Source organism: Tardiphaga robiniae, from assembly GCF_001618955.1.
Lineage (GTDB): Bacteria > Pseudomonadota > Alphaproteobacteria > Rhizobiales > Xanthobacteraceae > Tardiphaga > Tardiphaga robiniae_A.
On sequence record NZ_LVYV01000001.1, the window covers coordinates 161,704 to 181,968 of the forward strand.

Annotated in this window: 17 protein-coding genes and 1 tRNA gene; 7 read left to right on the forward strand and 11 right to left on the reverse strand. The window is 62.0% G+C overall.

Annotated elements, in window-relative coordinates:
- Positions 1-225 precede the first annotated feature (225 nt).
- From A4A58_RS00775 to A4A58_RS00790, 4 genes are all read right to left on the reverse strand, one after another.
- Positions 226-957: an amino acid ABC transporter ATP-binding protein gene (locus tag A4A58_RS00775; RefSeq protein ID WP_068730351.1), complete on the reverse strand. Its 732-nt coding sequence runs from the start codon at positions 955-957 to the stop codon at positions 226-228.
- 50 nt (positions 958-1,007) lie between these two features.
- Positions 1,008-1,700, reverse strand: a complete 693-nt coding sequence (locus A4A58_RS00780) for an amino acid ABC transporter permease (RefSeq protein ID WP_068728918.1) — start codon at positions 1,698-1,700, stop codon at positions 1,008-1,010.
- A 3-nt stretch (positions 1,701-1,703) separates the two neighbouring features.
- Positions 1,704-2,435, reverse strand: a complete 732-nt coding sequence (locus A4A58_RS00785; RefSeq protein ID WP_068728920.1) for an amino acid ABC transporter permease — start codon at positions 2,433-2,435, stop codon at positions 1,704-1,706.
- 229 nt (positions 2,436-2,664) lie between these two features.
- Positions 2,665-3,582: an amino acid ABC transporter substrate-binding protein gene (locus A4A58_RS00790; RefSeq protein WP_068728922.1), complete on the reverse strand. Its 918-nt coding sequence runs from the start codon at positions 3,580-3,582 to the stop codon at positions 2,665-2,667.
- A 161-nt stretch (positions 3,583-3,743) separates the two neighbouring features.
- Here A4A58_RS00790 and A4A58_RS00795 point away from each other — a divergent pair, with 161 nt between their 5' ends.
- A complete protein-coding gene (locus tag A4A58_RS00795; protein ID WP_068728924.1) occupies positions 3,744-5,162 on the forward strand; it encodes an MFS transporter in 1,419 nt (472 codons plus the stop codon).
- On the opposite strand, the gene A4A58_RS00800 is transcribed toward A4A58_RS00795, so the two are convergent.
- From A4A58_RS00800 to cpdR, 3 genes are all read right to left on the reverse strand, one after another.
- Positions 5,122-5,943 (reverse strand): gamma-glutamyl-gamma-aminobutyrate hydrolase family protein, encoded by an 822-nt coding sequence (locus A4A58_RS00800; RefSeq protein ID WP_068728926.1) that lies wholly within the window; start codon positions 5,941-5,943, stop codon positions 5,122-5,124. The genes A4A58_RS00795 and A4A58_RS00800 overlap by 41 nt on opposite strands.
- 174 nt (positions 5,944-6,117) lie before the next feature.
- Positions 6,118-6,192, reverse strand: a tRNA-Val gene (locus A4A58_RS00805).
- 128 nt (positions 6,193-6,320) lie between these two features.
- Positions 6,321-6,680: a cell cycle two-component system response regulator CpdR gene (gene cpdR, locus A4A58_RS00810; RefSeq protein WP_015669438.1), complete on the reverse strand. Its 360-nt coding sequence runs from the start codon at positions 6,678-6,680 to the stop codon at positions 6,321-6,323.
- A gap of 292 nt (positions 6,681-6,972) precedes the next feature.
- On the opposite strand from cpdR, the gene A4A58_RS00815 reads away from it, so the two are divergent.
- From A4A58_RS00815 to hisN, 3 genes are all read left to right on the forward strand, one after another.
- Entirely contained in the window at positions 6,973-7,860 is an 888-nt protein-coding gene (locus tag A4A58_RS00815; protein WP_068728928.1) for an N-formylglutamate amidohydrolase, read from the forward strand.
- A 228-nt stretch (positions 7,861-8,088) separates the two neighbouring features.
- Positions 8,089-8,253, forward strand: a complete 165-nt coding sequence (locus tag A4A58_RS00820) for a Flp family type IVb pilin (RefSeq protein WP_068728930.1) — start codon at positions 8,089-8,091, stop codon at positions 8,251-8,253.
- A 622-nt stretch (positions 8,254-8,875) separates the two neighbouring features.
- The gene (gene hisN / locus A4A58_RS00825) at positions 8,876-9,658 is read left to right on the forward strand and encodes a histidinol-phosphatase (RefSeq protein ID WP_068728932.1); all 783 of its coding nucleotides are present in this window, start codon (positions 8,876-8,878) and stop codon (positions 9,656-9,658) included.
- Between the two features lie 10 nt (positions 9,659-9,668).
- Here the strand turns inward: hisN and A4A58_RS00830 are convergent, their stop codons facing one another.
- On the reverse strand, positions 9,669-10,562 hold the full coding sequence (locus tag A4A58_RS00830; RefSeq protein WP_068728934.1) for a LysR substrate-binding domain-containing protein: 894 nt from the start codon (positions 10,560-10,562) through the stop codon (positions 9,669-9,671).
- A gap of 93 nt (positions 10,563-10,655) precedes the next feature.
- Here A4A58_RS00830 and A4A58_RS00835 point away from each other — a divergent pair, with 93 nt between their 5' ends.
- On the forward strand, positions 10,656-11,408 hold the full coding sequence (locus A4A58_RS00835) for a sulfite exporter TauE/SafE family protein (protein WP_068728936.1): 753 nt from the start codon (positions 10,656-10,658) through the stop codon (positions 11,406-11,408).
- Here A4A58_RS00835 and A4A58_RS00840 read toward each other — a convergent pair whose 3' ends face one another.
- Together A4A58_RS00840 and A4A58_RS00845 are read right to left on the reverse strand one after the other, a co-directional pair.
- Positions 11,409-12,047 (reverse strand): LysE family translocator, encoded by a 639-nt coding sequence (locus A4A58_RS00840; RefSeq protein ID WP_068728938.1) that lies wholly within the window; start codon positions 12,045-12,047, stop codon positions 11,409-11,411. It lies immediately after the preceding gene.
- A 12-nt stretch (positions 12,048-12,059) separates the two neighbouring features.
- Complete coding sequence (locus A4A58_RS00845) at positions 12,060-13,007, reverse strand: alpha/beta fold hydrolase (protein WP_068728940.1); 948 nt, start codon at positions 13,005-13,007, stop codon at positions 12,060-12,062.
- Between the two features lie 199 nt (positions 13,008-13,206).
- On the opposite strand from A4A58_RS00845, the gene A4A58_RS00850 reads away from it, so the two are divergent.
- Entirely contained in the window at positions 13,207-13,683 is a 477-nt protein-coding gene (locus tag A4A58_RS00850; protein WP_068730352.1) for an Hsp20 family protein, read from the forward strand.
- 321 nt (positions 13,684-14,004) lie between these two features.
- Here the strand turns inward: A4A58_RS00850 and A4A58_RS00855 are convergent, their stop codons facing one another.
- Entirely contained in the window at positions 14,005-14,850 is an 846-nt protein-coding gene (locus A4A58_RS00855; RefSeq protein WP_192855874.1) for a hypothetical protein, read from the reverse strand.
- A 555-nt stretch (positions 14,851-15,405) separates the two neighbouring features.
- On the opposite strand from A4A58_RS00855, the gene gltB reads away from it, so the two are divergent.
- The gene (gene gltB / locus A4A58_RS00860; protein WP_068728944.1) at positions 15,406-20,163 is read left to right on the forward strand and encodes a glutamate synthase large subunit; all 4,758 of its coding nucleotides are present in this window, start codon (positions 15,406-15,408) and stop codon (positions 20,161-20,163) included.
- Positions 20,164-20,265: the final 102 nt, after the last annotated feature.

The window sequence follows — 20,265 nt, forward strand, 5'->3', positions numbered from 1 at the left end:
AGCATTGGGCAGAGGCCGAGAACGTGGCGTCGTGGAATTGTCCGTGAGGACAAAGACCCGATCGCTCCGGTGGAGTTCAATCAGCGGACCAACAGGCCCTCGCCCTCACGGTTGAAGGATACCACTTCATTTCTGACACATTCGTTAATTGCCCCGTCACGCAGCATTCAAGAATCTGCATAAACTTGCGGCACTTGCACGATGCTGTATGCGCCCGGTTTTGCGTCAGTGCGAGAGGATCTTCGACAGGAACTGCTGGGCCCGATCGCTGCGCGGATGGCCGAAGAAGTCTTCCTTCTGCGCATCTTCCACGATCTCGCCGGCATCCATGAAGATGACGCGGTTGGCGACCTTCTTGGCGAAACCCATTTCGTGGGTCACCACCATCATGGTCATGCCCTCCTTTGCGAGTTCGACCATGACGTCGAGCACTTCGTTGATCATTTCGGGATCGAGCGCCGAGGTCGGTTCGTCGAACAGCATGCAGATCGGATCCATCACCAGCGCGCGCGCAATGGCGACGCGCTGCTGCTGACCGCCGGAGAGCTGGCCGGGATATTTCTGCGCATGCGCCGTGAGGCCGACGCGCTCCAGCATCTTCATGGCCTTGGCCTTCGCCGCATCTTCGGAGCGGCCGAGCACGATGGTCTGGCCGAGACACAGGTTCTCGACGATCTTCAGATGTGGAAACAGTTCGAAGTGCTGAAACACCATGCCGACGCGCGAACGCAGCTTCGGCAGGTCCTTCTTCATCGTCGTCACATTGAGCCCGTCCACCATGATGGTACCCGCCTGCACGGGCTCCAGCGCATTCACGGTCTTGATCAGCGTCGACTTGCCCGAGCCCGAAGGACCGCAGACGACGACCACCTCGCCTTTCTCGACAGCCGTCGTGCAGTTCTTCAGCACCTGGAACTGCGGATTGTACCACTTGCTGACTTTTTCGATGGTGATCATGGGCATGATGAGCGACCGACAGTTGGAGGCAAAGACTGAAAGCGAAGTGGCTAACGGATGATACTGATGCGCTTCTGCAAGCGCTTCACGAAGAACGAGGCGGTGAAGCAGATCAGGAAGTAGACCAGCGCCGCGAATAGATACATTTCGGTGAGACGACCGTCGCGCTGCGCGACCTTGGATGCCGCCCCGAGAAAGTCAGTGATCGACAGCACGTAGACCAGCGATGTGTCCTGGAACAGCACGATGGTCTGGGTGAAGATCACCGGCAGCATGTTGCGGAACGCCTGCGGCAGCACGACATGGCGCATCACCTCACGATAGTTGAGGCCGATGGCATAGCCGGCCATCACCTGCCCCCGCGGCACCGACTGGATGCCGGCCCGCATGATCTCCGAGAAATAGGCAGCCTCGAACAACGTGAAGGTGACGATGGTCGATGCATAGGCGCCGACCTGCACCGGCTGATCGGATCGGATGATCCACTGCCCGACATAGGGCATCAGGAAGTAGAACAGGAAGATCACCAGCACGAGCGGCAGCGAGCGCATCAGATTGACGTAGCTCACCGCAAAGCCCGACAGCACGGCACTGGACGATAGCCGCATCATCGCAATCAAGGTGCCGAGGATGAGACCGAAGACCGTCGCAATTGCCGTCAGCGTGAGGGTGAACGCCATGCCCTGCTGAAACAGGTAAGGCAGGCTGCGCCAGATGACGTCGTAATCGAAATTGCTGAACATCGCTTATTTCCCCTCGTTGAAGCCGGGGATCGCCAGGCGCTTTTCGAGGATGCGCATTCCGATCGTCACGACGGCGCTGAGGACGAGGTAGATGGCGGCAGCAGCCGAGAAGGCCTCGAACACCTGGAACGAGAATTCCTGCATGGATCGCGCCCGTGCCGTCAGCTCAAGCACACCGATGGTCAGCGCCGGCGCCGTGTTCTTGATGGTGTTGAGAAATTCGGACGTCAGCGGCGGAAAGATGATGCGATAGGCTAGCGGAAGCAGGATGTAGCGATAGGTCTGCCAGGTGGTGAGGCCAATGGCCGTGCCGGCCATGCGCTGGCCCTTTGGCAGTGCATTGATGCCGGCGGTGATCTGTGCGGCGACACGCGAGGACATATAGAAACCAAGCCCGAGCATCGCGGCGATGAACGGCCCGTTGCGCAGTTGCTTGATCCAGATGCCGAGATCGCCGGGCAAAAGTTCGGGAACGACGAAGAACCAGATGAACAGCTGCACCAGCAGCGGAATGTTGCGAAACATCTCGATATAGGCATTACCGACAAACACCGCCCAGCGCGCAGGCAGGGTCCGCATGATGCCGATCAGAGAGCCCATCACGAACGCGATGAACCAGGCGCAGAGTGCGAGCAGGATCGTGACCTGAAGGCCGCTCATCAGCGAGCCAAAATAGGTCCCCGTCGCATCAGGCGTCTGATCCCAGAAGATTCCCCAATTCCAGTTATAGTTCACGCATTCACCCCCACGCGCCGTCCCAAGCCAAAAGCCCATGCAATGGCCGGGCCATTGCTTCTTCCCTCGCCCCGCCTGCGGGGAGAGGGTGGATCGAACGACCGAAGGTCGTTCGAGACGGGTGAGGGGGAGCCAGTGTTTTACTCGCTGCCTCCCCCTCACCCGTCTTACACGCGCTACGCGCATGTAAGACGACCTCTCCCCGCAGGCGAGGAGAGGTAAGCAAGGGTTAGTTGGCTGCGTAGGCGTCGGGATCAGGCGAATCCGACGGGCTGGTGAAGGCCTTCTTCTGTTCTGCTCCCATCGGGACGTTCAGATTGAGGCCCTTCGGCGGGATCTTCTGCGTGAACCACTTGTCATAGATCTTGGCGCCTTCCGGGCTCTTGTAGAGCTCGGCAGTGGCCGCATCGACAACCTTCTTGAACGGCGCATCCTCCTTGCGCAGCATGATGCCGTAAGGTTCGGCCTTGGAGAATGCGTCCTTCGAGATCACATAGGCACTCGGATCGCGCGCACCGGCAGCAAGGCTGGCGAGCAGAATGTCATCCATCACGAAGGCTACAGCGCGGTCGGTCTCGACCATCAGGAATGCTTCAGCGTGATCCTTGGCGGGAATGACGTTGATGCCGAGATTGCGGGCGGCATTGGCTTCGGTGAGCTGCTTGATGTTGGTGGTGCCGGAGGTCGAGACCACCGACTTGCCCTTCAGATCGTCGATCTTGTCGAGCTTGGCGGCCTTCTTCGACACGAAGCGGCTGGCGGTCAGGAAGTGCGTATTGGTGAAGGCAACCTGCTTCTGGCGATCGGCATTGTTGGTGGTCGAACCGCATTCGAGATCGACGGTGCCGTTGGCAATCAGCGGAATACGGGTGGCCGAGGTGACCGGATTGAGCTTCACCTCGATCTTGTCGTTCTTCAGCTCTTTCTTCACCGCATCGACGATCTTGTAGCAGATGTCCATGGCGAAGCCGACGGGCTTCTGGTTGTCATCGAGATAAGAGAACGGCACCGAGGAATCGCGGAAGCCGATGGTGATGGCGCCGGTGTCCTTGATCTTCTTGAGCGTGCCGGTGAGCTCCTGAGCGCCCGCCTGCGTCGTGCAGACCGCCGCGGCGATCATGGTCCCCAACAGAAAAATTCGTTTCATAGTCCCTCTCCTCAACACAGTCCGATCTCACGCCGAACGACTCTCTTTCCGAGCGCCCCGGCGCGACCGCCCGGGATGCTTGCACAATCGGGGCCAAAACGGAATTGCCCGATCGGACGACAATAGTTTGTTCTAAACTCCCGTTCCCGTACAACCCGGTCATGAGCAACGCCCTGCATGCGCTTTGTGACGCAGGCGCCGCCGGCGCCACGGAAAAGATCGATGATATCAGCCATCCCCGCCTGGTAATCGCCACCACGATTCTGGCCTCCAGCGTGGCCTTTATCGACGGATCGGTGGTGAATGTCGGACTTCCTGCCATTGCAGCGAGTTTTCAGGCCGATGCCGTCGACCTGCAATGGGTGATCAATGCCTATCTGTTGCCGCTCAGTGCACTTCTTTTGCTCGGCGGTGCAGCAGGCGACCGCTTCGGCCGCCGCAGACTTCTGATCTGGGGCGTTGGCCTGTTTGCGCTGGCCTCGCTGGCCTGCGCTGTGGCGCCCAGCCTGCCTCTGCTGTTGGCCGCCCGTTTTTTGCAGGGTGTCAGCGCGGCGATGCTGATGCCGAACAGCCTGACGATCCTCGGCCAGACGTTTTCCGGCGAAGCCAAGGGGCGCGCCATCGGCATCTGGGCTGCCAGCGGCGCTGCTGCAGGCGCACTCGGCCCGGTGTTGGGCGGATGGCTGATCGACATCGGCAGCTGGCATCTCATCTTTCTCATCAATGTGCCGATCGCGCTGGCGGCGATGGCGCTTGCCTGGCTTGGCATCCCCCGCGACCGACACGACAGCGACGAGCCGCTCGATAGTTTCGGCGCCATCCTCGCGACTGCGGGACTTGGCCTGACCACCTGGAGTCTGACCGAAGCTACGTCACATGATTGGGCGGGTTTCACGCTCGGCGCGCTGGTCGCTGGGCTCCTGCTGTTGCTTGTGTTCGTGTGGGTGGAAGGCCGCAAAGGCGAACGCGCGATGATGCCGCTTGCACTGTTCGGGTCGGCGAGCTTCGTCGGCCTGACGCTACTGACATTCTTGTTGTACGGCGCACTCGGCGGGCTGTTCGTCCTGATGCCTTATCTCCTGATCGAAGCCGTCGGCTACACGGCGACGCAGGCTGGTGCCGCGCTACTGCCTTTGCCGCTTGTCATCTCTTTGACATCACCGCTCGCCGGTTCGCTCGCAGCCAGAACCGGCCCGAGGATCATGCTGACGCTGGGACCGGTGATTGTGGCGTTGGGTTTTCTGCTGGCGCTCCGGATTGGTCCCGACACCAGCTACTGGACCAGTGTCTTCCCCGCCATGGTCGTCATCGCCATCGGCATGGCCGGCGCCGTCGCGCCTCTGACGACGGCCGTGCTGATGTCAGTCGATGCGCGTCACACCGGGTCAGCATCGGGCTTCAACAGCGCGGTCGCACGCACTGGCGGCCTTGTGGTCACGGCGCTGATCGGATCAGTCATGGCGGCAAAGGGACCGGCGCTGATCAGCGCCTTTGCAGCAGCGACAGTGGCGGGTGCTGTGCTCTGCGTCGCAGCGGCGCTCAGCGCGTTGCTGTTGATAGCGGCGCGACCGCAGCCATGACGCCGCCGCGCTGCCTGCGGCCGGCCACCGCCTCGCCGAAGGCCTGAAACAGCGTACGATTGATCGGATTGATCTGCGGGTCGTATTCGGCATGCCATTGCACACCGAGCGCGAAGCTCGGCGCATCGGCAATACGGATAGCCTCGATGGTACCGTCCTCGGCTATGCCCTCGATCACCACCCGCTCGCCGGGGATGTCGATGCCCTGACCATGCAGGGAATTGACCGTGATGGTCTCGCGCCCCAACAGGCTGGCGAAGGTGCCGTTGCTGGTCAGATGCACTTCGTGGCGATCGGCGAATACAACGGCCGGATCGGGATGGATCTCGCCGCTCTCGAGCCTGGGCATACGGTGATTGATACGGCCGGGAATTTCGCGGATCTCGGGATGCAGCGAACCGCCGAACGCAACGTTCATCTCTTGCAATCCGCGGCAGATACCGAAGATCGGCACCCCGCGCGCGACACAGGCTTCGATCATGGCCAGAGCCACCGCATCGCGGCCATTGTCATAGGGCTCGTGACGGGCATGGGCTTCCATGCCGAACCGGGTCGGGTGGACATTGGCCCGCGCGCCAGTGAGCAGGATGCCATCGACCAGATCGAGCACCTGGCCTATATCGGTGATGTCGGGGGTGCCGGCAAACATCATCGGCAGGGCATTGGCCACTTCCGCGACCGCACGAAGGTTGTTTTCTCCGACCGCCTGGACGGAGAACCTGTTCTCAATGCGATACGCGTTGCCGATCACGCCGATTACCGGCCGGGTCTTCGTTGGCATCAGCTTCCGGTCGAAAAGTCCTGGACCATTGAGCTATAGCCGAGTCACGGCGTGAACACGACTGGTTCCGAAACAAAACTGTCACCAAACGGAGCATTCGGGAAAGAAACGTCTCCGGACGCCTGAAAAGGCACCAATCTGGCAGTATTCGGAGGATTAGCTGACGGTTTTGGATGGTGGGCGCGACAGGGATCGAACCTGTGACCCCTTCCATGTCAAGGAAGTGCTCTCCCGCTGAGCTACGCGCCCTAAGAACCGGTCGTTACGGGTGTGGGGTCTATAACGAGTCAAACCCGGACAAGCAAGGATGCCGAAGGGCCAATCCTTGCCTCATTTGCAGGAAATCCAAGAAAGAAATCCAGGAAAGCGGGCTGCCCTCAGGCAGCCAGCATCTTGTTCACTTCGCTGACCAATTCGCGCAGGTGGACCGGCTTGGACAGCACCTTGGCGTTTTTCGGCGCTTCCGAGTCGGAATTCAGCGCCACCGCGGCGAAACCGGTGATGAACATGATCTTGATGTCGGGGTCGAGTTCGCTGGCGCGGCGCGCCAGTTCGATCCCGTCCATCTCCGGCATCACGATGTCCGTTAGAAGCATTTCAAAGGGTTCCTCGCGGAGTCTCTGATAGGCTGACATCCCGTTATCGTGGTGCGACACCTGAAAACCGGCGTTTTCCAACGCCTTCACCAGGAAGCGGCGCATGTCGTTGTCGTCTTCTGCGAGAAGGATTTTGTGCATGGCGGTTGGATGTCGAACCCGAATGAGAGGACCTGTTCGCCCACTAAGCCCGAGGTCTGGTAAATTTCGGGTGAAGGTGATCAGCGCAGACTGTGCATAAGCGTCTCAAGATGGTGCGCCAGAACGCCGTGAAACACAACAAATGAGCGCGTTTCTCGCGATCGCCGCGCCTGCGGAAGGTTTTTAACTTGGCAGACTTGTTTCGGTTATCGACAATGCAGCCTCACAATGTGCCGGTTTTCTGCCAGACTGGGCAAACCGAAGAACGCGGCTGCAGGGACGATGCGCGACGATGACCCAGTTTGACGGTGAGCTGTCGCCTCCCTTCGAGATCGTCGAGCCTGCCAACTGGCGCGCACCGATCATTTTCAATTCCCCGCATTCCGGCTCGGTCTATCCGGCGGAATTCCTCAGTGCGTCCCGCATCGACGTGACCGCGCTGCGCCGCTCGGAAGATTCATTCATGGACGAATTGATCGCCGGATTGAGCGATCGCGGCTTTCCGGTGGTCCGGGTGCATTTCCCGCGCTCCTATGTGGACGTCAATCGCGAGCCCTATGAGCTCGATCCGCGGATGTTCAACGGCCGACTGCCCAGTTTTGCCAATACCCGCTCGATGCGGGTCGCGGGTGGCCTCGGCACGATTCCCCGGGTGGTCGGCGACGGCCAGGAGATTTACCGCGAGCGACTGGACGTCGATGACGCCCTCACCCGGATCGAGGCGCTGTACAAGCCGTACCACCGCGCCCTGCGTCGCCTGATCAACAAGGCGCACCAGACATTCGGCACGGTGATCCTGGTGGATTGCCACTCGATGCCCTCGATCGGAATTTCCCGTGAGGAACCGCGCCGCCCGGACGTGGTCGTCGGTGACCGCTATGGCACCAGCTGCGCCACTATCCTGGCCGAGGTGGTCGAACACACATTCGGCGGCCTCGGCTATTCCCTGGGCCGTAACAAGCCCTATGCCGGCGGCTTCATTACCGAGCATTACGGCAACCCGGCCAGTGGGCTGCATGCCATCCAGATCGAGCTGAACCGGGCGATCTATATGGACGAACGCCGCCGCGAGCGGACCGCCCGCTTCAACCAGATTGCTGCCGATTTCACCGTTCTGGCCGATGCGCTGGCGAAGATCCCGCTGGACAGCCTCGGCCCATTCCAGGCCGCCGCCGAATAGGCTGGGGCCAAACATCTCGCCGGGGTTCGAACCGTCACTCAATCAGATGTGGTATTTAGAACCGTGACCGCTGGGTCATAATAGGTGCTTATTTCCTGCGACAAATTGTCAATTGCCGCTGGATTTAGAGATGGGGCAGAGTTTTACCACTGGGATTCATGCAACCTTAGGTTATTCCCACCACCGTGGTTCCGCGGATTGGAACCGCGCAACATGGCAGGAGAGAACATGAAGAACATGATCAAGAAATTCTGGTCGGACGAATCGGGAGCGACTGCGATCGAATACGGGCTGATTGCCGCTGGCATCTCGCTGGCCATCATTGCCGTCGTCAACGGCCTCGGCACCAACCTCAATGGCAAGTTCACCGACATCAATACGTCGCTGAAGTAGCCTCTGCGACGACGTGGACACCGGCTTGAGGTTCTCAGCCGAATAAGTCTTGCTTGATGACTGACGTCGCAATGGGCCCGAGGCTGTCGGGGTGCCAGACGACGAACAGGCCAGGCGACACAAAGACAATTGCCGGCAGCCACGTCGGCACGCCGTGATGCAAAACTCCTCCGACAAGAAAAAAGGACCGCTTGCGATAGCAAGCGGTCCAAGTCTAGGGAGGAAACGCCCAAGGAGGGCAGCGATAGCGCAAGCGCTACCGCACCGCAACAATATGCAGCCGCGACGCACCAAGTGCAAGAGTTTTCGGGCAAATTTCCATGCAAATTTCGCATGGTGATCGCACCGTTCAGGCATAGGCGTCATAATTTCTATAAGCAGAATCAATGCGATATAGAAATGACAGTAGCTTTGACCCATTTAAGGAATGATCTTAAATTCATTCTATTGGCCAATTTCTGATGCCGGACATCAGGAATCTTAGGGAAATCGCAACCCGATTCAGCGCCGTGGTTTAGGGGAATCGCAGAGAGATTTCGATCACCGCAGATGCGAGTCGTTGCCCTGCGCTGTATAGGAAGCGACACGTCCCCATCCAGCAGCCGCAACAAAGGACCTCTCCGTGACGGTCATCGACTTCAACGCCTTCATTGGTCGTCTTGCGACCTCGTCGGGCGAGACCATCCTGCCGTTCTTTCGCACCTCGCTGAGTATCGACAACAAGAACAGCACCGATTTCGACCCGGTCACGGAAGCCGACCGCGCCGCCGAAGCGGTGATGCGCCGGCTGATCAAGGCCAACTTCCCCCAGCACGGCATTGTTGGCGAGGAATTCGGTACCGAACGCGAAGACGCCGAATATGTCTGGGTGCTCGACCCGATCGACGGCACCAAATCCTTCATCTCCGGCTTCCCGATCTGGGGCACGCTGATCGCGCTGCTGCATCGGGGCACACCGGTCTATGGCATGATGCACCAGCCCTATATCGGCGAGCGCTTCAGCGGCGACAGCGGCTCGGCGCGCTACCAGGGCGCCAACAACACCACCCGCAAGCTTGCCGTGCGCCGTTGCGCATCGTTGAAAGATGCCACGCTGTTCACGACCAGCCCGCGGCTGATGAACGACGCCGATCGCGCAAAATTTCAGGACGTCGAAAAAGGTGTGCGGCTGACGCGCTACGGCGGCGATTGCTATTCCTATTGCATGCTCGCCGCTGGCCATCTCGATCTCGTCATCGAGACCGAGCTGAAGCCCTACGATATCGCAGCCCTGATCCCGATCATCACCGGCGCCGGCGGCGTGGTGACAACCTGGGAGGGCAAGCCCGCGCAGAACGGTGGCCGCATCGTCGCTGCCGGCGACCCGCGCGTGCATGAGGCCGCGCTGAAGATCCTCAACGCCTGATCGGGCACTGCTACGCCCGCGCAGCAGCCCGCAAATGCTCGATCATCTGCTGCGCGGGACGGGATAACGTCTTCAGGCTCCGAAAGCAGATCGCCAGTTTGCGGTTCGCCCAGGGATCGCGAATGCGGATCAACGCCAGCGCCGTCGACCGTGCGCAGCGCCGTGCCGCAACTTCCGGCACAATCGCAATGCCGACCCCCGCCGCCGCCATCTGGCACATCGCATCGAAATCCCGCATCTGCGCCCGGTAGCGCAGTCGCGCGCCCAGCTTCGCCGCATATTTGCCGATGTGGTTCTGCAGCGCGGTCGCATTGGTGAGGCCGATGAAGTCGCGGTCGATGATCTCATGGAAATCGATATGTCGCCGGCCGGCGAGATCGCTGCGCGGCGCCGTCACCAGCATCAGGCGGTCTTCGTTGAAGGTGAAGCGTTCGAGACTGTCCGGCAGCGTATGCTCCGCGGCGAAGCCGAAATCGGCGATGCCGGCGGCGATCGCCTGGGCGATATCGGCGCTTTCGCGCTCCTCGACCTCGAGGCTGACATTGGGGTGCTCGCGCAAGAAACTCGCCAGCGCCTTCGGCAGGTGTTCGGACAGGCCCACCGTATTGACCAGCATCGATACGCTGGCCTTCATGCCATTGGCATAGGACGCCATGTCACCGCGCATGGTCTCGACATTCTGCATGATGATGCGGGCATGGCCGAGCAGGCTCTCGCCGGCTGCCGTCAGCGTGACGCCGCGCCGGCCCCGTTTCAGCAATGGCACGCCGATCGTCGCCTCCAGCCCCTTGATCCTCGCACTAGCCGAAGCCAGCGCCAGATTGGCAGCGGCAGCACCCGCGGTGATGCTGCGTGCCTCGGCCACCGCGACGAATAGCCTGAGATCGACAAGGTCGGCATGCATGGCGTTCTCCGCACCAGCCTTCGTCCTGAACGAAGGCAATCTCCGTAACCTCCAGATTGTGCCGGCCGGGCCGATCGGTCAATGTGTCGCACCATGATCGATTCCATGCTCATTCTGATTGCTGCTGTTTTCGCGCTCGCCGGCTTCGTCAAAGGCGTCATCGGCCTCGGCCTGCCCACCGTCTCGATGGGCCTGCTCGCGGTGACCATGACTCCGGTGCAGGCGCTGACCATCGTCATCGTGCCCGCCATCGTCACCAATATCTGGCAGACCTTCGCCGGCCCCTATCTGCGCGACATCATTCGCCGGCTGTGGCCGCTGCTGATCGGCACTGCGGTGGCCATCTGGCTCTGCGGCAGCCTGATGACCGGGCCTTATGCAAAATACGGTTCGATCGTGCTCGGCGTCCTGCTGGTGATCTATGCCATCGTCACGCTGGTGAAATTCCAGTTCAAGACGGCACCGCAAAACGAGAAATGGGTTGGCGGCATTGCCGGCGTGCTGACCGGCGTGGTCGCCGCGGCCACCGGCGTGCAGGTCATTCCTTCTATGCCGTTCATGCAGTCGATTGGCATGGAGAAGAACGAACTGGTGCAGGCGCTCGGGCTCTATTTCACGGTCGCCACGATGGCCCAGGCGTTCAACCTTACCAGCGCTGGTCTGCTCACGGCCGCGACGGCGGTGCCCGGCATCGTGGCAATGATCACCGCCTTTGCCGGCATGTTCATCGGCCAGGCGGTGCGCGATCGCATGGAGCCCGAACAGTTCCGCCGCTGGTTCCTGATCGCGATGCTGTTGCTCGGAATCTATCTCGCCGTCACCGCCACCTTCGCGGTGCTGAAATAACTAACGCGTCTCCAGCATCGCCACGCGGATGCCGAGATAGATGAAGACGCCGCCGAGGGCGCGGTTGATCCACACCATTGCCTGACTGGATTGCCGGACGCGGCTGGCGGCTTTCGCAGCGACAATGGCCGTGCCGAGTCCCCAGATCGTGCCCGTGCTGATGAAGATCAGCCCAAGCACGATGAAGGCGAGCGCCTTGCTGGGCGCATCCACGTCGACGAATTGCGGCAGGAAGGCGAGAAAGAACAGCGCTACCTTCGGGTTCAGCGCGTTGGTGAAGGCGCCCTGCCAGAACACCTGCCGAAGCGACAGCGGCGGCTTTTCCGCGGCGTCGTTCGTTGCAACTGTCGATGCCCGCGCACGCAGCATCTGCACGCCGGTGTAAAGCAGATAGGCCGCACCGATCCATTTCACTGCGGTGAAAGCATAAGATGACGCCGCCAGCAGCGCCGACAATCCGACCGCCGCGGCGAAGACATGGACCAGACATCCTGCACTGATCCCCAGCGCTGCCGCGACGCCGCCGCGCCAGCCCATCTGCACGCTGCGCCCGACGATATAGGCCGTGTCCGGCCCCGGTGTGATGTTGAGGAGGATGCCGGAGAGGATGAAGAGCCAGAGGCCGTGAATACCGAGCATGAGTGGCTTTCGTTACTTGAACAGAGGCGTGCCCGGCACGAACGCATCGAACGCCGCCCAGAACTGCTGCCGGTAGCGATCCTGTTCCTGCAGGATCTCGTGACGCGAGCCGGCGATCACCAGATGCGAGCCGGCACGCAGGTGATAGGCGAATTCCTCGATGGCCGGCGTCGACACCACCTGGTCGTTGCTGGCCGCAAGCATCAGGATCGGCTGACGGATCTTCACGGGATAGCTGGCCTCGCGAAAGCCATGCATCCCACGGATCGCCGTATCGGCCCAGGCCACCGTCGGCGAGCCGATGCCGAGCGTCGCGTCCTCTTCGAGGATCGCCGCATTGCGCGCATAGCGCACAGGATCGCTGGTCAGCTTGTTATTGGGGAATGACGAAGTGCCGACCAGTTCGCCATTGCCGCCGGGAACATAGTTGCCGCCCTGCCCGGTCCAGCGCATGACGCGCAACAACAACCGCGCCGGCAGTGAGGTCGCGCGGCCCGGTAGATCGATCATCGGCACCGACAGCACCATGCGATCGAACCAGCGCTTGCCGGAATGCGCCACACGCAGCATCACCGCGCCGCCCATCGAATGCGCCAGCGCGAAATAGGGCGGCGGGCAATCCGGCATCACCACCTGCTGCACGAAAGTTTCGACGTCGATCTCGAAATCCGAGAAGCTGCGCACATAGCCCTTGCGGCCATCGCGCAACTGCCGCGACGAATGCCCCTGGCCGCGCCAGTCGATCATCGCCACCGCAAAGCCGCGGTCGCGCAGGTCGCGCACGGTCTCGAAATACTTCTCGATATATTCACCGCGCCCGCCGAACACGCAGACCGTGCCCTTGCGCCCGGTTGTCGGGGCCCAGCGCGCAAAGCGCAGTTCAGCACCGTCCGGCGTCTTGATGGTGCCGGATACGGCACCCTCGGGAACGGGGTTGGCGGGAATGGAGACGAGCGTCATGGCGGGGGACCGGTTAGGCGAAAAACGCGGGATTTCAAGGGCGGGAGACAGATCGGCGCGAATCTTTCGGCCCCCCTTGCGAGCCGCCAGACCCCTCCCATATCAGTTTCATGCAGGCCTCTCTAGGCTGCATGACACGAAAGCCCGGCCCTTATGGCGGGCGGGTTATTGCAACAGTCGCTCAATGGAGGACTATCGAATGCGTAGCTATGATCTCACCCCGTTTTATCGTTCCACCGTCGGTTTCGACCGCCTGTTCAATCTGCTCGATCAGAGCACAGGTGACGCAGCGCCGGGCTATCCGCCCTACAATATCGAGCGCACCGGCGAGAACGAATACCGTATCAGCGTTGCCGTTTCAGGCTTTGCGCAGAACGAGCTCTCCATCGTCGCGAAGGAAAACACGCTGACGATCAAGGGCGAGAAGGCTGCCAACGAGAATGGCAGCAAGGCCGAAGTGCTCTATCGCGGCATCGCCGCCCGTGCCTTCGAACGCGCCTTCCAGCTCGCCGATTTCGTGCAGGTGAAGAACGCCTCGCTCGAGAACGGCCTGCTTCATGTGGATCTCGTTCGTGAGATCCCGGAAGCCAAGAAACCGCGCAGCATTCCGATTTCCACCAGCGCCGTAAGCGCGCCGCAGGTGGTCGACGGCTCGGCCGAGAAAGTCGCCGCGTAACCGCGACTTTGTGAAGTAAAGTAAGTCTAGCTGTAAATGAAACGCTCCGGAGCAATCCGGGGCGTTTTGTTGTTTGACGATGGTTGCTTCCTTGTCCCTCCCCCGCTCTTGCGTGGGGTCTGGCGGGCGAATTCGCCCGCCATGGTGGCCGGCCGTCGGCCGGTCGGGTGGGGGTACCACAGGCTCCGAAGCATGCGGAGGCACCCCACCCCGGCCTCCACCCAGCGATGCTACGCATCGCCAGGTTCGGCCGACCCTCCCCACTGCACGCAGCTACGCTACGCTGCGCTTGGGGGAGGAAGCCATTGGCTTCATCGACGACTATTCCAGCCCCTGGGCCGGCGGCGGCGTTTCTGCAGCAGGCGGCGTCACGGGCTTTGCTTCTGTTGCCGGCGGAGCGACCGTTGGTGCGACAGCGTCCTTCTTCTCGGGCGCTGCCGGTGTTGCCGGAGCAGCCCCGGTCGTTTCCGGCGCCTTCGTCTCGGCCGGCTTCTGCTCAGTCACGGCCGATTGCTGCACGGGCGCAGCGGCGGGCGGCGTTTCAGGTGGCTTGACAGCGACGGCCCTGGTCTCGGCCGGAGCCACAGGCTTGGCAGGCGAAGCGACCGCGCGTGCCGGCGGCCGCTTCGGCAGCGGCACGCTCGTCGTGCGGCTGGCAACCTTCGGCGCGGGCGTTGCCGTCCCGGCCGTAAAGGGCGGGCGGCGATATTGCGGCAGGGTCGGCACTGCGCCTTGCGGGCCGTAGCGCGTGTCGATTTCCTCACCCATCCGATCGCCCATGCGATAGGCCGGAATGAAGCGCAGGATGCGTCCGCTCCGCGCATCGATCACCAACCGACCGTCCTCGCCGTCAAGGTCGATCGCCGCGACCGTGTAGATGAGGCCGTGCTGTTGCGGCATGCCGAGGGCCGAGAAGCCGGCCTCGCGCAGGATCGAATAGACCTCCCGCAGCGGCAGCACCGCCAGATCATAGCCGCGGCGCAAGACGCCATAGGGGCGCGGCTCCGCATATTCCACCGGCGGCATGGCCGCATAGGGACCGCCGACATCCGATACACGCGCCACAGCGGCAACGTCGCCGCGCATCGGCGGCAGCGCCTGTGCCTGTGCAGCGCCACTCGCCAGCAACAGCCCGGCCGAGGCCAGACATCCCATAACTACCTTCATTGCATGCTCCTTCGACGCCCCCGCGCCCGGAGTGTGTTCAGTTCCCTGAACCTCTCGCTCTCGTCCGTCCCGCTGCAGCAACCACCGCTGCCACAGGCGTTAACGGACAGCGCGCAACCTCACCGCTGAATCCGGCAGCCCTTGGGCCAGCCTTGGGCCGGAACGCGGCACCTCCGGGCTGAATGTGTCCGCGCCAGCTTGGACAATTTGGCATGCGTTGTTGCTATGCGACGACGGACTCAAGCGCGCTTGTGTGCTAGATAAAAATTTGGCAAAGTCCTGGTTAGGACAGCATCACTGTCGCAATTTTTGGTGGCAAATCCGGCACAGGGTTTGCAACATAAGCAGGCGTCGCGACTAAAAAACACGCCTGCTGAGACGAAATGCCTTTAAGGCGAGATATGGGGTGGCCGCCGGGGACGATGGGCACCACCAGTCTGAATTCTGAAAACGAGGCTCGCAAGACGCGCGAGCGGTAGCCCGAACGGGTTCCGCGAGCGTCAAAGGTGCGCCGACAAGGGTGGCAGAACCCCGACGGGGGCTGAGAGGACGAAGATGAGCGGATCAGAGCACGAGCGCCAATTGATCGAAACCGGCACGCATTCGGCGGCCCCGGCTATCAAATCGGCTCACGTGAAAGATACCGCCATCAAACCGGAACTCCATACCTACCGTCCGCCGGCGCTGGGCCTCTATGATCCGTCGCAGGAAAAGGACGCCTGCGGCGTCGGCTTCATAGCCAACATCAAGGGCCGCAAGTCGCATCAGATCGTGTCTGACGCGATCAGCATCCTCTGCAACCTCGAGCACCGCGGCGCCACCGGCGCAGATCCGCGCTTTGGCGACGGCGCCGGTATTTTGGTGCAGATCCCGCATAAGTTCTTCGTCCGCAAGACTGCGGAACTCGGTTTCAGCCTGCCGGAGCCTGGCCAATACGCCATCGGCGCGCTGTTCATGCCGCGCGATACCGCGTGGCGGAAAGTCATTCAGGGCATCATCGGCGACCAGATCAAGGCCGAAGGCCTGAAGCTGCTCGGCTGGCGCGACGTCCCGACCGACAACGCCTCGCTCGGCGAGAGCGTGAAGCCGACCGAGCCTGCCAACATGCAGGTCTTCATCGGCATCGGCAAAGCCAAGATCGCCGACGAGGACGAGTTCGAACGCCGTCTCTACATTCTCCGCAAGTCGATTTCGCAGGCGATCTATCAGCGCCGCGAGCGCGGCCTCGCCGGCTATTACCCCTGCTCGATGTCGTGCCGCACGATCATCTACAAGGGCATGTTCCTCGCCGACCAGCTCGGCAGCTATTATGCCGATCTGCACGAAGAGGATTTCGAAAGCGCGCTGGCGCTGGTGCATCAGCGCTTCTCGACCAACACCTTCCCAACCTGGTCGCTGGCGCATCCCTACCGCATGGTCGCGCATAACGGCGAAATCAACACGCTGCGCGGCAACGTCAACTGGATGGCGGCGCGTCAGGCGTCCATCGAGTCGGAACTGTATGGCAAGGACATCAGCCGTCTGTGGCCGATCTCCTATGAGGGCCAGTCGGACACCGCCTGCTTCGACAACGCGCTCGAATTCCTGGTGCAGGGTGGCTACTCGCTGCCCCACGCCGTGATGATGATGATTCCGGAAGCCTGGGCTGGCAATCCCTTGATGGATGAGCAGCGCCGCGCCTTCTACGAATATCACGCCGCGATGATGGAGCCGTGGGACGGTCCTGCTGCGCTGGCCTTCACCGACGGTCGCCAGATCGGCGCGACGCTCGACCGTAACGGTCTGCGCCCCGCACGCTATCTTGTCACCAAGGACGACCGCATCGTGATGGCGTCCGAAATGGGCGTGCTGGCGATTCCGGAAGAAGACATCATCACCAAGTGGCGTCTGCAGCCCGGCAAGATGCTGCTGGTGGACCTCGTCCAGGGCCGTCTGATCCCTGACGACGAGATCAAGGCGACGCTGGCCGCAAGCCATCCCTATAGCGAGTGGCTCGAACACACCCAGATCGTTCTGGAAGAACTCCCGGACGCGGCGGCCAAGGGCCAGCGCTCCAACCTACCGCTGCTCGATCGCCAACAGGCCTTTGGCTACACCCAGGAAGACGTCACCATCCTGCTGACGCCGATGGCGTCGCAGGGCGAGGAAGCGTCGGGCTCCATGGGCACCGACACGCCGATCTCGGCGCTGTCGAGCAAGCCGAAGCCGCTGTTCACCTATTTCAAGCAGAACTTCGCGCAGGTCACCAACCCGCCGATCGATCCGATCCGCGAAGAGCTCGTCATGAGCCTCGTCTCGATCATCGGACCGCGGCCGAACCTGTTCGACCTGCAGGGCGTCGCCACCACCAAGCGCCTCGAAGTCCGTCAGCCGATCCTGACCGACCAGGATCTCGAAAAGATCCGCTCGATCACCGACGTTGCCGAGTCGCACTTCGTCTCACGCACCCTCGACACCACTTTCCATGCCGGTTTCGGCGCGGCGGGCATGGAGCAGGTGCTCGACGAACTCTGCGCTCGCGCGGAAGCCGCGGTCCGCGAAGGCGTCAACATCATCATCCTGTCCGACCGCATGGCCGGCTCGGATCGCATTCCGATCCCGTCGCTGCTGGCCTGCGCCTCGGTACATCACCACCTGATCCGCACCGGCCTGCGCACCTCGGTGGGCCTGGTCGTCGAATCCGGCGAACCGCGCGAAGTGCATCACTTCGCCTGCCTCGCCGGCTATGGCGCCGAAGCGATCAACCCGTATCTGGCCTTCGAATCCATCATCGCGATGAAGGACCGGCTGCCGGTGCAGCTCGACGACTATGAAATCGTCAAGCGCTTCATCAAGTCGATCGGCAAGGGCCTGCTCAAGGTCATGTCGAAGATGGGCATCTCGACCTACCAGTCCTATTGCGGCGCGCAGATTTTCGACGCCGTCGGCCTGCGTCAGGAATTCGTCACCAAGTACTTCACGGGCACCCACACCAAGATCGAAGGCGTCGGCCTCGCCGAAATCGCCGAGGAGACCGTGCGTCGCCACAACGAGGCGTTCGGCGAGATCGAGATCTACAAGACCGCCCTCGATGTCGGCGGCGAATACGCCTATCGTAGCCGCGGCGAGGATCACGCCTGGAACGCGGAGTCGGTGTCGCTGCTGCAGCATGCCGTGCGCGGCAACTCGCAGGATCGCTACAAGGCCTTCGCCAAGATCCTCAACGAACAGTCCGAGCGTCTGCTGACGCTGCGCGGGCTGTTCAAGATCAAGACCGCCGAGGACGAGAAGCGCAAGCCGGTGCCGCTCGAGGAAGTCGAATCCGCCGCGGACATCGTCAAGCGCTTCGCCACCGGCGCCATGTCCTACGGCTCGATCTCGCGCGAGGCGCATACCACACTGGCCATCGCCATGAACCGGATCGGCGGCAAGTCGAACACCGGCGAAGGCGGCGAGGAGTCGGATCGCTACAAGCCGATGCCGAATGGCGACAGCATGCGTTCGGCGATCAAGCAGGTCGCGTCCGGCCGTTTCGGCGTCACCACGGAATATCTCGTCAATTCCGACATGATGCAGATCAAGATGGCGCAGGGCGCGAAGCCCGGCGAAGGCGGTCAGTTGCCCGGCCACAAGGTCGACGCGACGATTGCTGCCGTCCGCCACTCGACCCCGGGCGTCGGTCTCATTTCGCCGCCGCCGCATCACGACATCTATTCGATCGAAGACATCGCGCAGCTGATCTACGACCTCAAGAACGTCAATCCGACGGGCCAGGTCTCGGTCAAGCTGGTGTCGGAAATCGGCGTCGGCACGGTCGCCGCGGGCGTCGCCAAAGCGCGCGCGGACCATGTGACCATCGCCGGCTTCGAAGGCGGCACAGGCGCATCGCCGCTGACCTCGATCAAGCATGCAGGCAGCCCATGGGAAATCGGCCTCGCCGAAACTCATCAGACCCTCGTGCGTGAACGGCTGCGTAGCCGCATCATCGTCCAGGTCGACGGCGGCTTCCGCACCGGCCGTGACGTCGTTATCGGCGCACTTCTGGGTGCCGACGAATTCGGCTTCGCCACCGCGCCCTTGATCGCCGCCGGCTGCATCATGATGCGCAAGTGCCATCTCAACACCTGCCCGGTTGGCGTCGCCACCCAGGATCCGGTGCTGCGCAAGCGCTTCACCGGCCAGCCCGAGCACGTCATCAACTACTTCTTCTTCGTCGCCGAGGAAGTCCGCGAGATCATGGCCCAGCTCGGCTATCGCAACTTCGACGAGATGGTCGGTCAGGTGCAGATGCTCGACCAGTCGGCGCTCGTATCGCACTGGAAGGCCAAGGGTCTCGACTTCTCCAAGCTGTTCGTGCGCCAGCCCGAACTGCCCGGCCAGAAGATCTATCACACCGAGGATCAGGACCATCACCTGGAAGCCGTGCTCGATCGCGAGTTGATCAAGCAGGCGCAGCCCGCGCTCGACCGCGGCGCGCCGGTGAAGATCGACACCAAGATCAACAGCACCAACCGTTCGGCCGGCGCCATGCTGGCGGGCTCGGTGGCCAAGATCTACGGCCATGCCGGCCTGCCGGACGACACCATCAAGGTGTCACTGAAGGGCACCGCCGGTCAGGCCTTCGGCGCCTGGCTGTGCAAGGGCATCACCTTCGATCTCGAAGGCGAAGGCAACGACTATGTCGGCAAGGGCCTCTCGGGCGGCAAGATCATCGTGCGTCCGCCGGCGCATTCCAGCATCGTGCCGGAAGAGTCCATCATCGTCGGCAACACCGTGATGTATGGCGCCATTGAAGGTGAGTGCTACTTCCGCGGCGTCGCCGGCGAGCGTTTCGCCGTGCGTAACTCCGGTGCCGTGGCCGTCGTTGAAGGCGCCGGCGATCACTGCTGCGAATACATGACCGGCGGCATTGTCGTGGTGCTGGGCAAGACCGGCCGTAACTTCGCAGCCGGCATGTCCGGCGGCGTGGCTTACGTACTCGACGAAACCGGCGACTTCCCGAAGCTGTGCAACATGGCGATGGTCGAACTCGAACCGGTCCTCTCGGAAGAGATGATCGCCGAGAACACCTATCACCACTCTGGCGATCTCGAAGCCCATGGCAAGGTTGACGTGTTCGCCAACCTGCTCGACTCCGATATCGAGCGCCTGCATGTGCTGATCACGCGTCACGCGAAATATGCCGGTTCGGCCAAGGCTGCGATGATCCTCGCGGACTGGAAAACCTGGCTGCCGAAATTCCGCAAGGTGATGCCGGTCGAGTACCGCCGCGCGCTGCGCGAGTTGAAAGCGAAAAGCGCCGAGGCCGAACCGCAGATCGCGATCGGCGCCTAGGATACGGACTGAACCGCCGCCCTCATCAGGCGGCGGGACTGAGATCGAAACAAGCAAATCATCCTTCGAGGCGCGCCAATGCGTAACGCTCGGGATGACGGT

What these genes read in the sequence shown, in the direction of transcription:
- A4A58_RS00775 (WP_068730351.1), bottom strand. Translation starts at nt 957, where the DNA reads ATGATCACCATCGAAAAAGTCAGCAAGTGGTACAATCCGCAGTTCCAG.
- A4A58_RS00780 (WP_068728918.1), bottom strand. Translation starts at nt 1,700, where the DNA reads ATGTTCAGCAATTTCGATTACGACGTCATCTGGCGCAGCCTGCCTTAC.
- A4A58_RS00790 (WP_068728922.1), bottom strand. Translation starts at nt 3,582, where the DNA reads ATGAAACGAATTTTTCTGTTGGGGACCATGATCGCCGCGGCGGTCTGC.
- A4A58_RS00795 (WP_068728924.1), top strand. Translation starts at nt 3,744, where the DNA reads ATGAGCAACGCCCTGCATGCGCTTTGTGACGCAGGCGCCGCCGGCGCC.
- A4A58_RS00800 (WP_068728926.1), bottom strand. Translation starts at nt 5,943, where the DNA reads ATGCCAACGAAGACCCGGCCGGTAATCGGCGTGATCGGCAACGCGTAT.
- cpdR (WP_015669438.1), bottom strand. Translation starts at nt 6,680, where the DNA reads ATGCACAAAATCCTTCTCGCAGAAGACGACAACGACATGCGCCGCTTC.
- A4A58_RS00815 (WP_068728928.1), top strand. Translation starts at nt 6,973, where the DNA reads ATGACCCAGTTTGACGGTGAGCTGTCGCCTCCCTTCGAGATCGTCGAG.
- A4A58_RS00820 (WP_068728930.1), top strand. Translation starts at nt 8,089, where the DNA reads ATGAAGAACATGATCAAGAAATTCTGGTCGGACGAATCGGGAGCGACT.
- A4A58_RS00830 (WP_068728934.1), bottom strand. Translation starts at nt 10,562, where the DNA reads ATGCATGCCGACCTTGTCGATCTCAGGCTATTCGTCGCGGTGGCCGAG.
- A4A58_RS00835 (WP_068728936.1), top strand. Translation starts at nt 10,656, where the DNA reads ATGATCGATTCCATGCTCATTCTGATTGCTGCTGTTTTCGCGCTCGCC.
- A4A58_RS00840 (WP_068728938.1), bottom strand. Translation starts at nt 12,047, where the DNA reads ATGCTCGGTATTCACGGCCTCTGGCTCTTCATCCTCTCCGGCATCCTC.
- A4A58_RS00845 (WP_068728940.1), bottom strand. Translation starts at nt 13,007, where the DNA reads ATGACGCTCGTCTCCATTCCCGCCAACCCCGTTCCCGAGGGTGCCGTA.
- A4A58_RS00850 (WP_068730352.1), top strand. Translation starts at nt 13,207, where the DNA reads ATGCGTAGCTATGATCTCACCCCGTTTTATCGTTCCACCGTCGGTTTC.
- A4A58_RS00855 (WP_192855874.1), bottom strand. Translation starts at nt 14,850, where the DNA reads ATGAAGGTAGTTATGGGATGTCTGGCCTCGGCCGGGCTGTTGCTGGCG.
- gltB (WP_068728944.1), top strand. Translation starts at nt 15,406, where the DNA reads ATGAGCGGATCAGAGCACGAGCGCCAATTGATCGAAACCGGCACGCAT.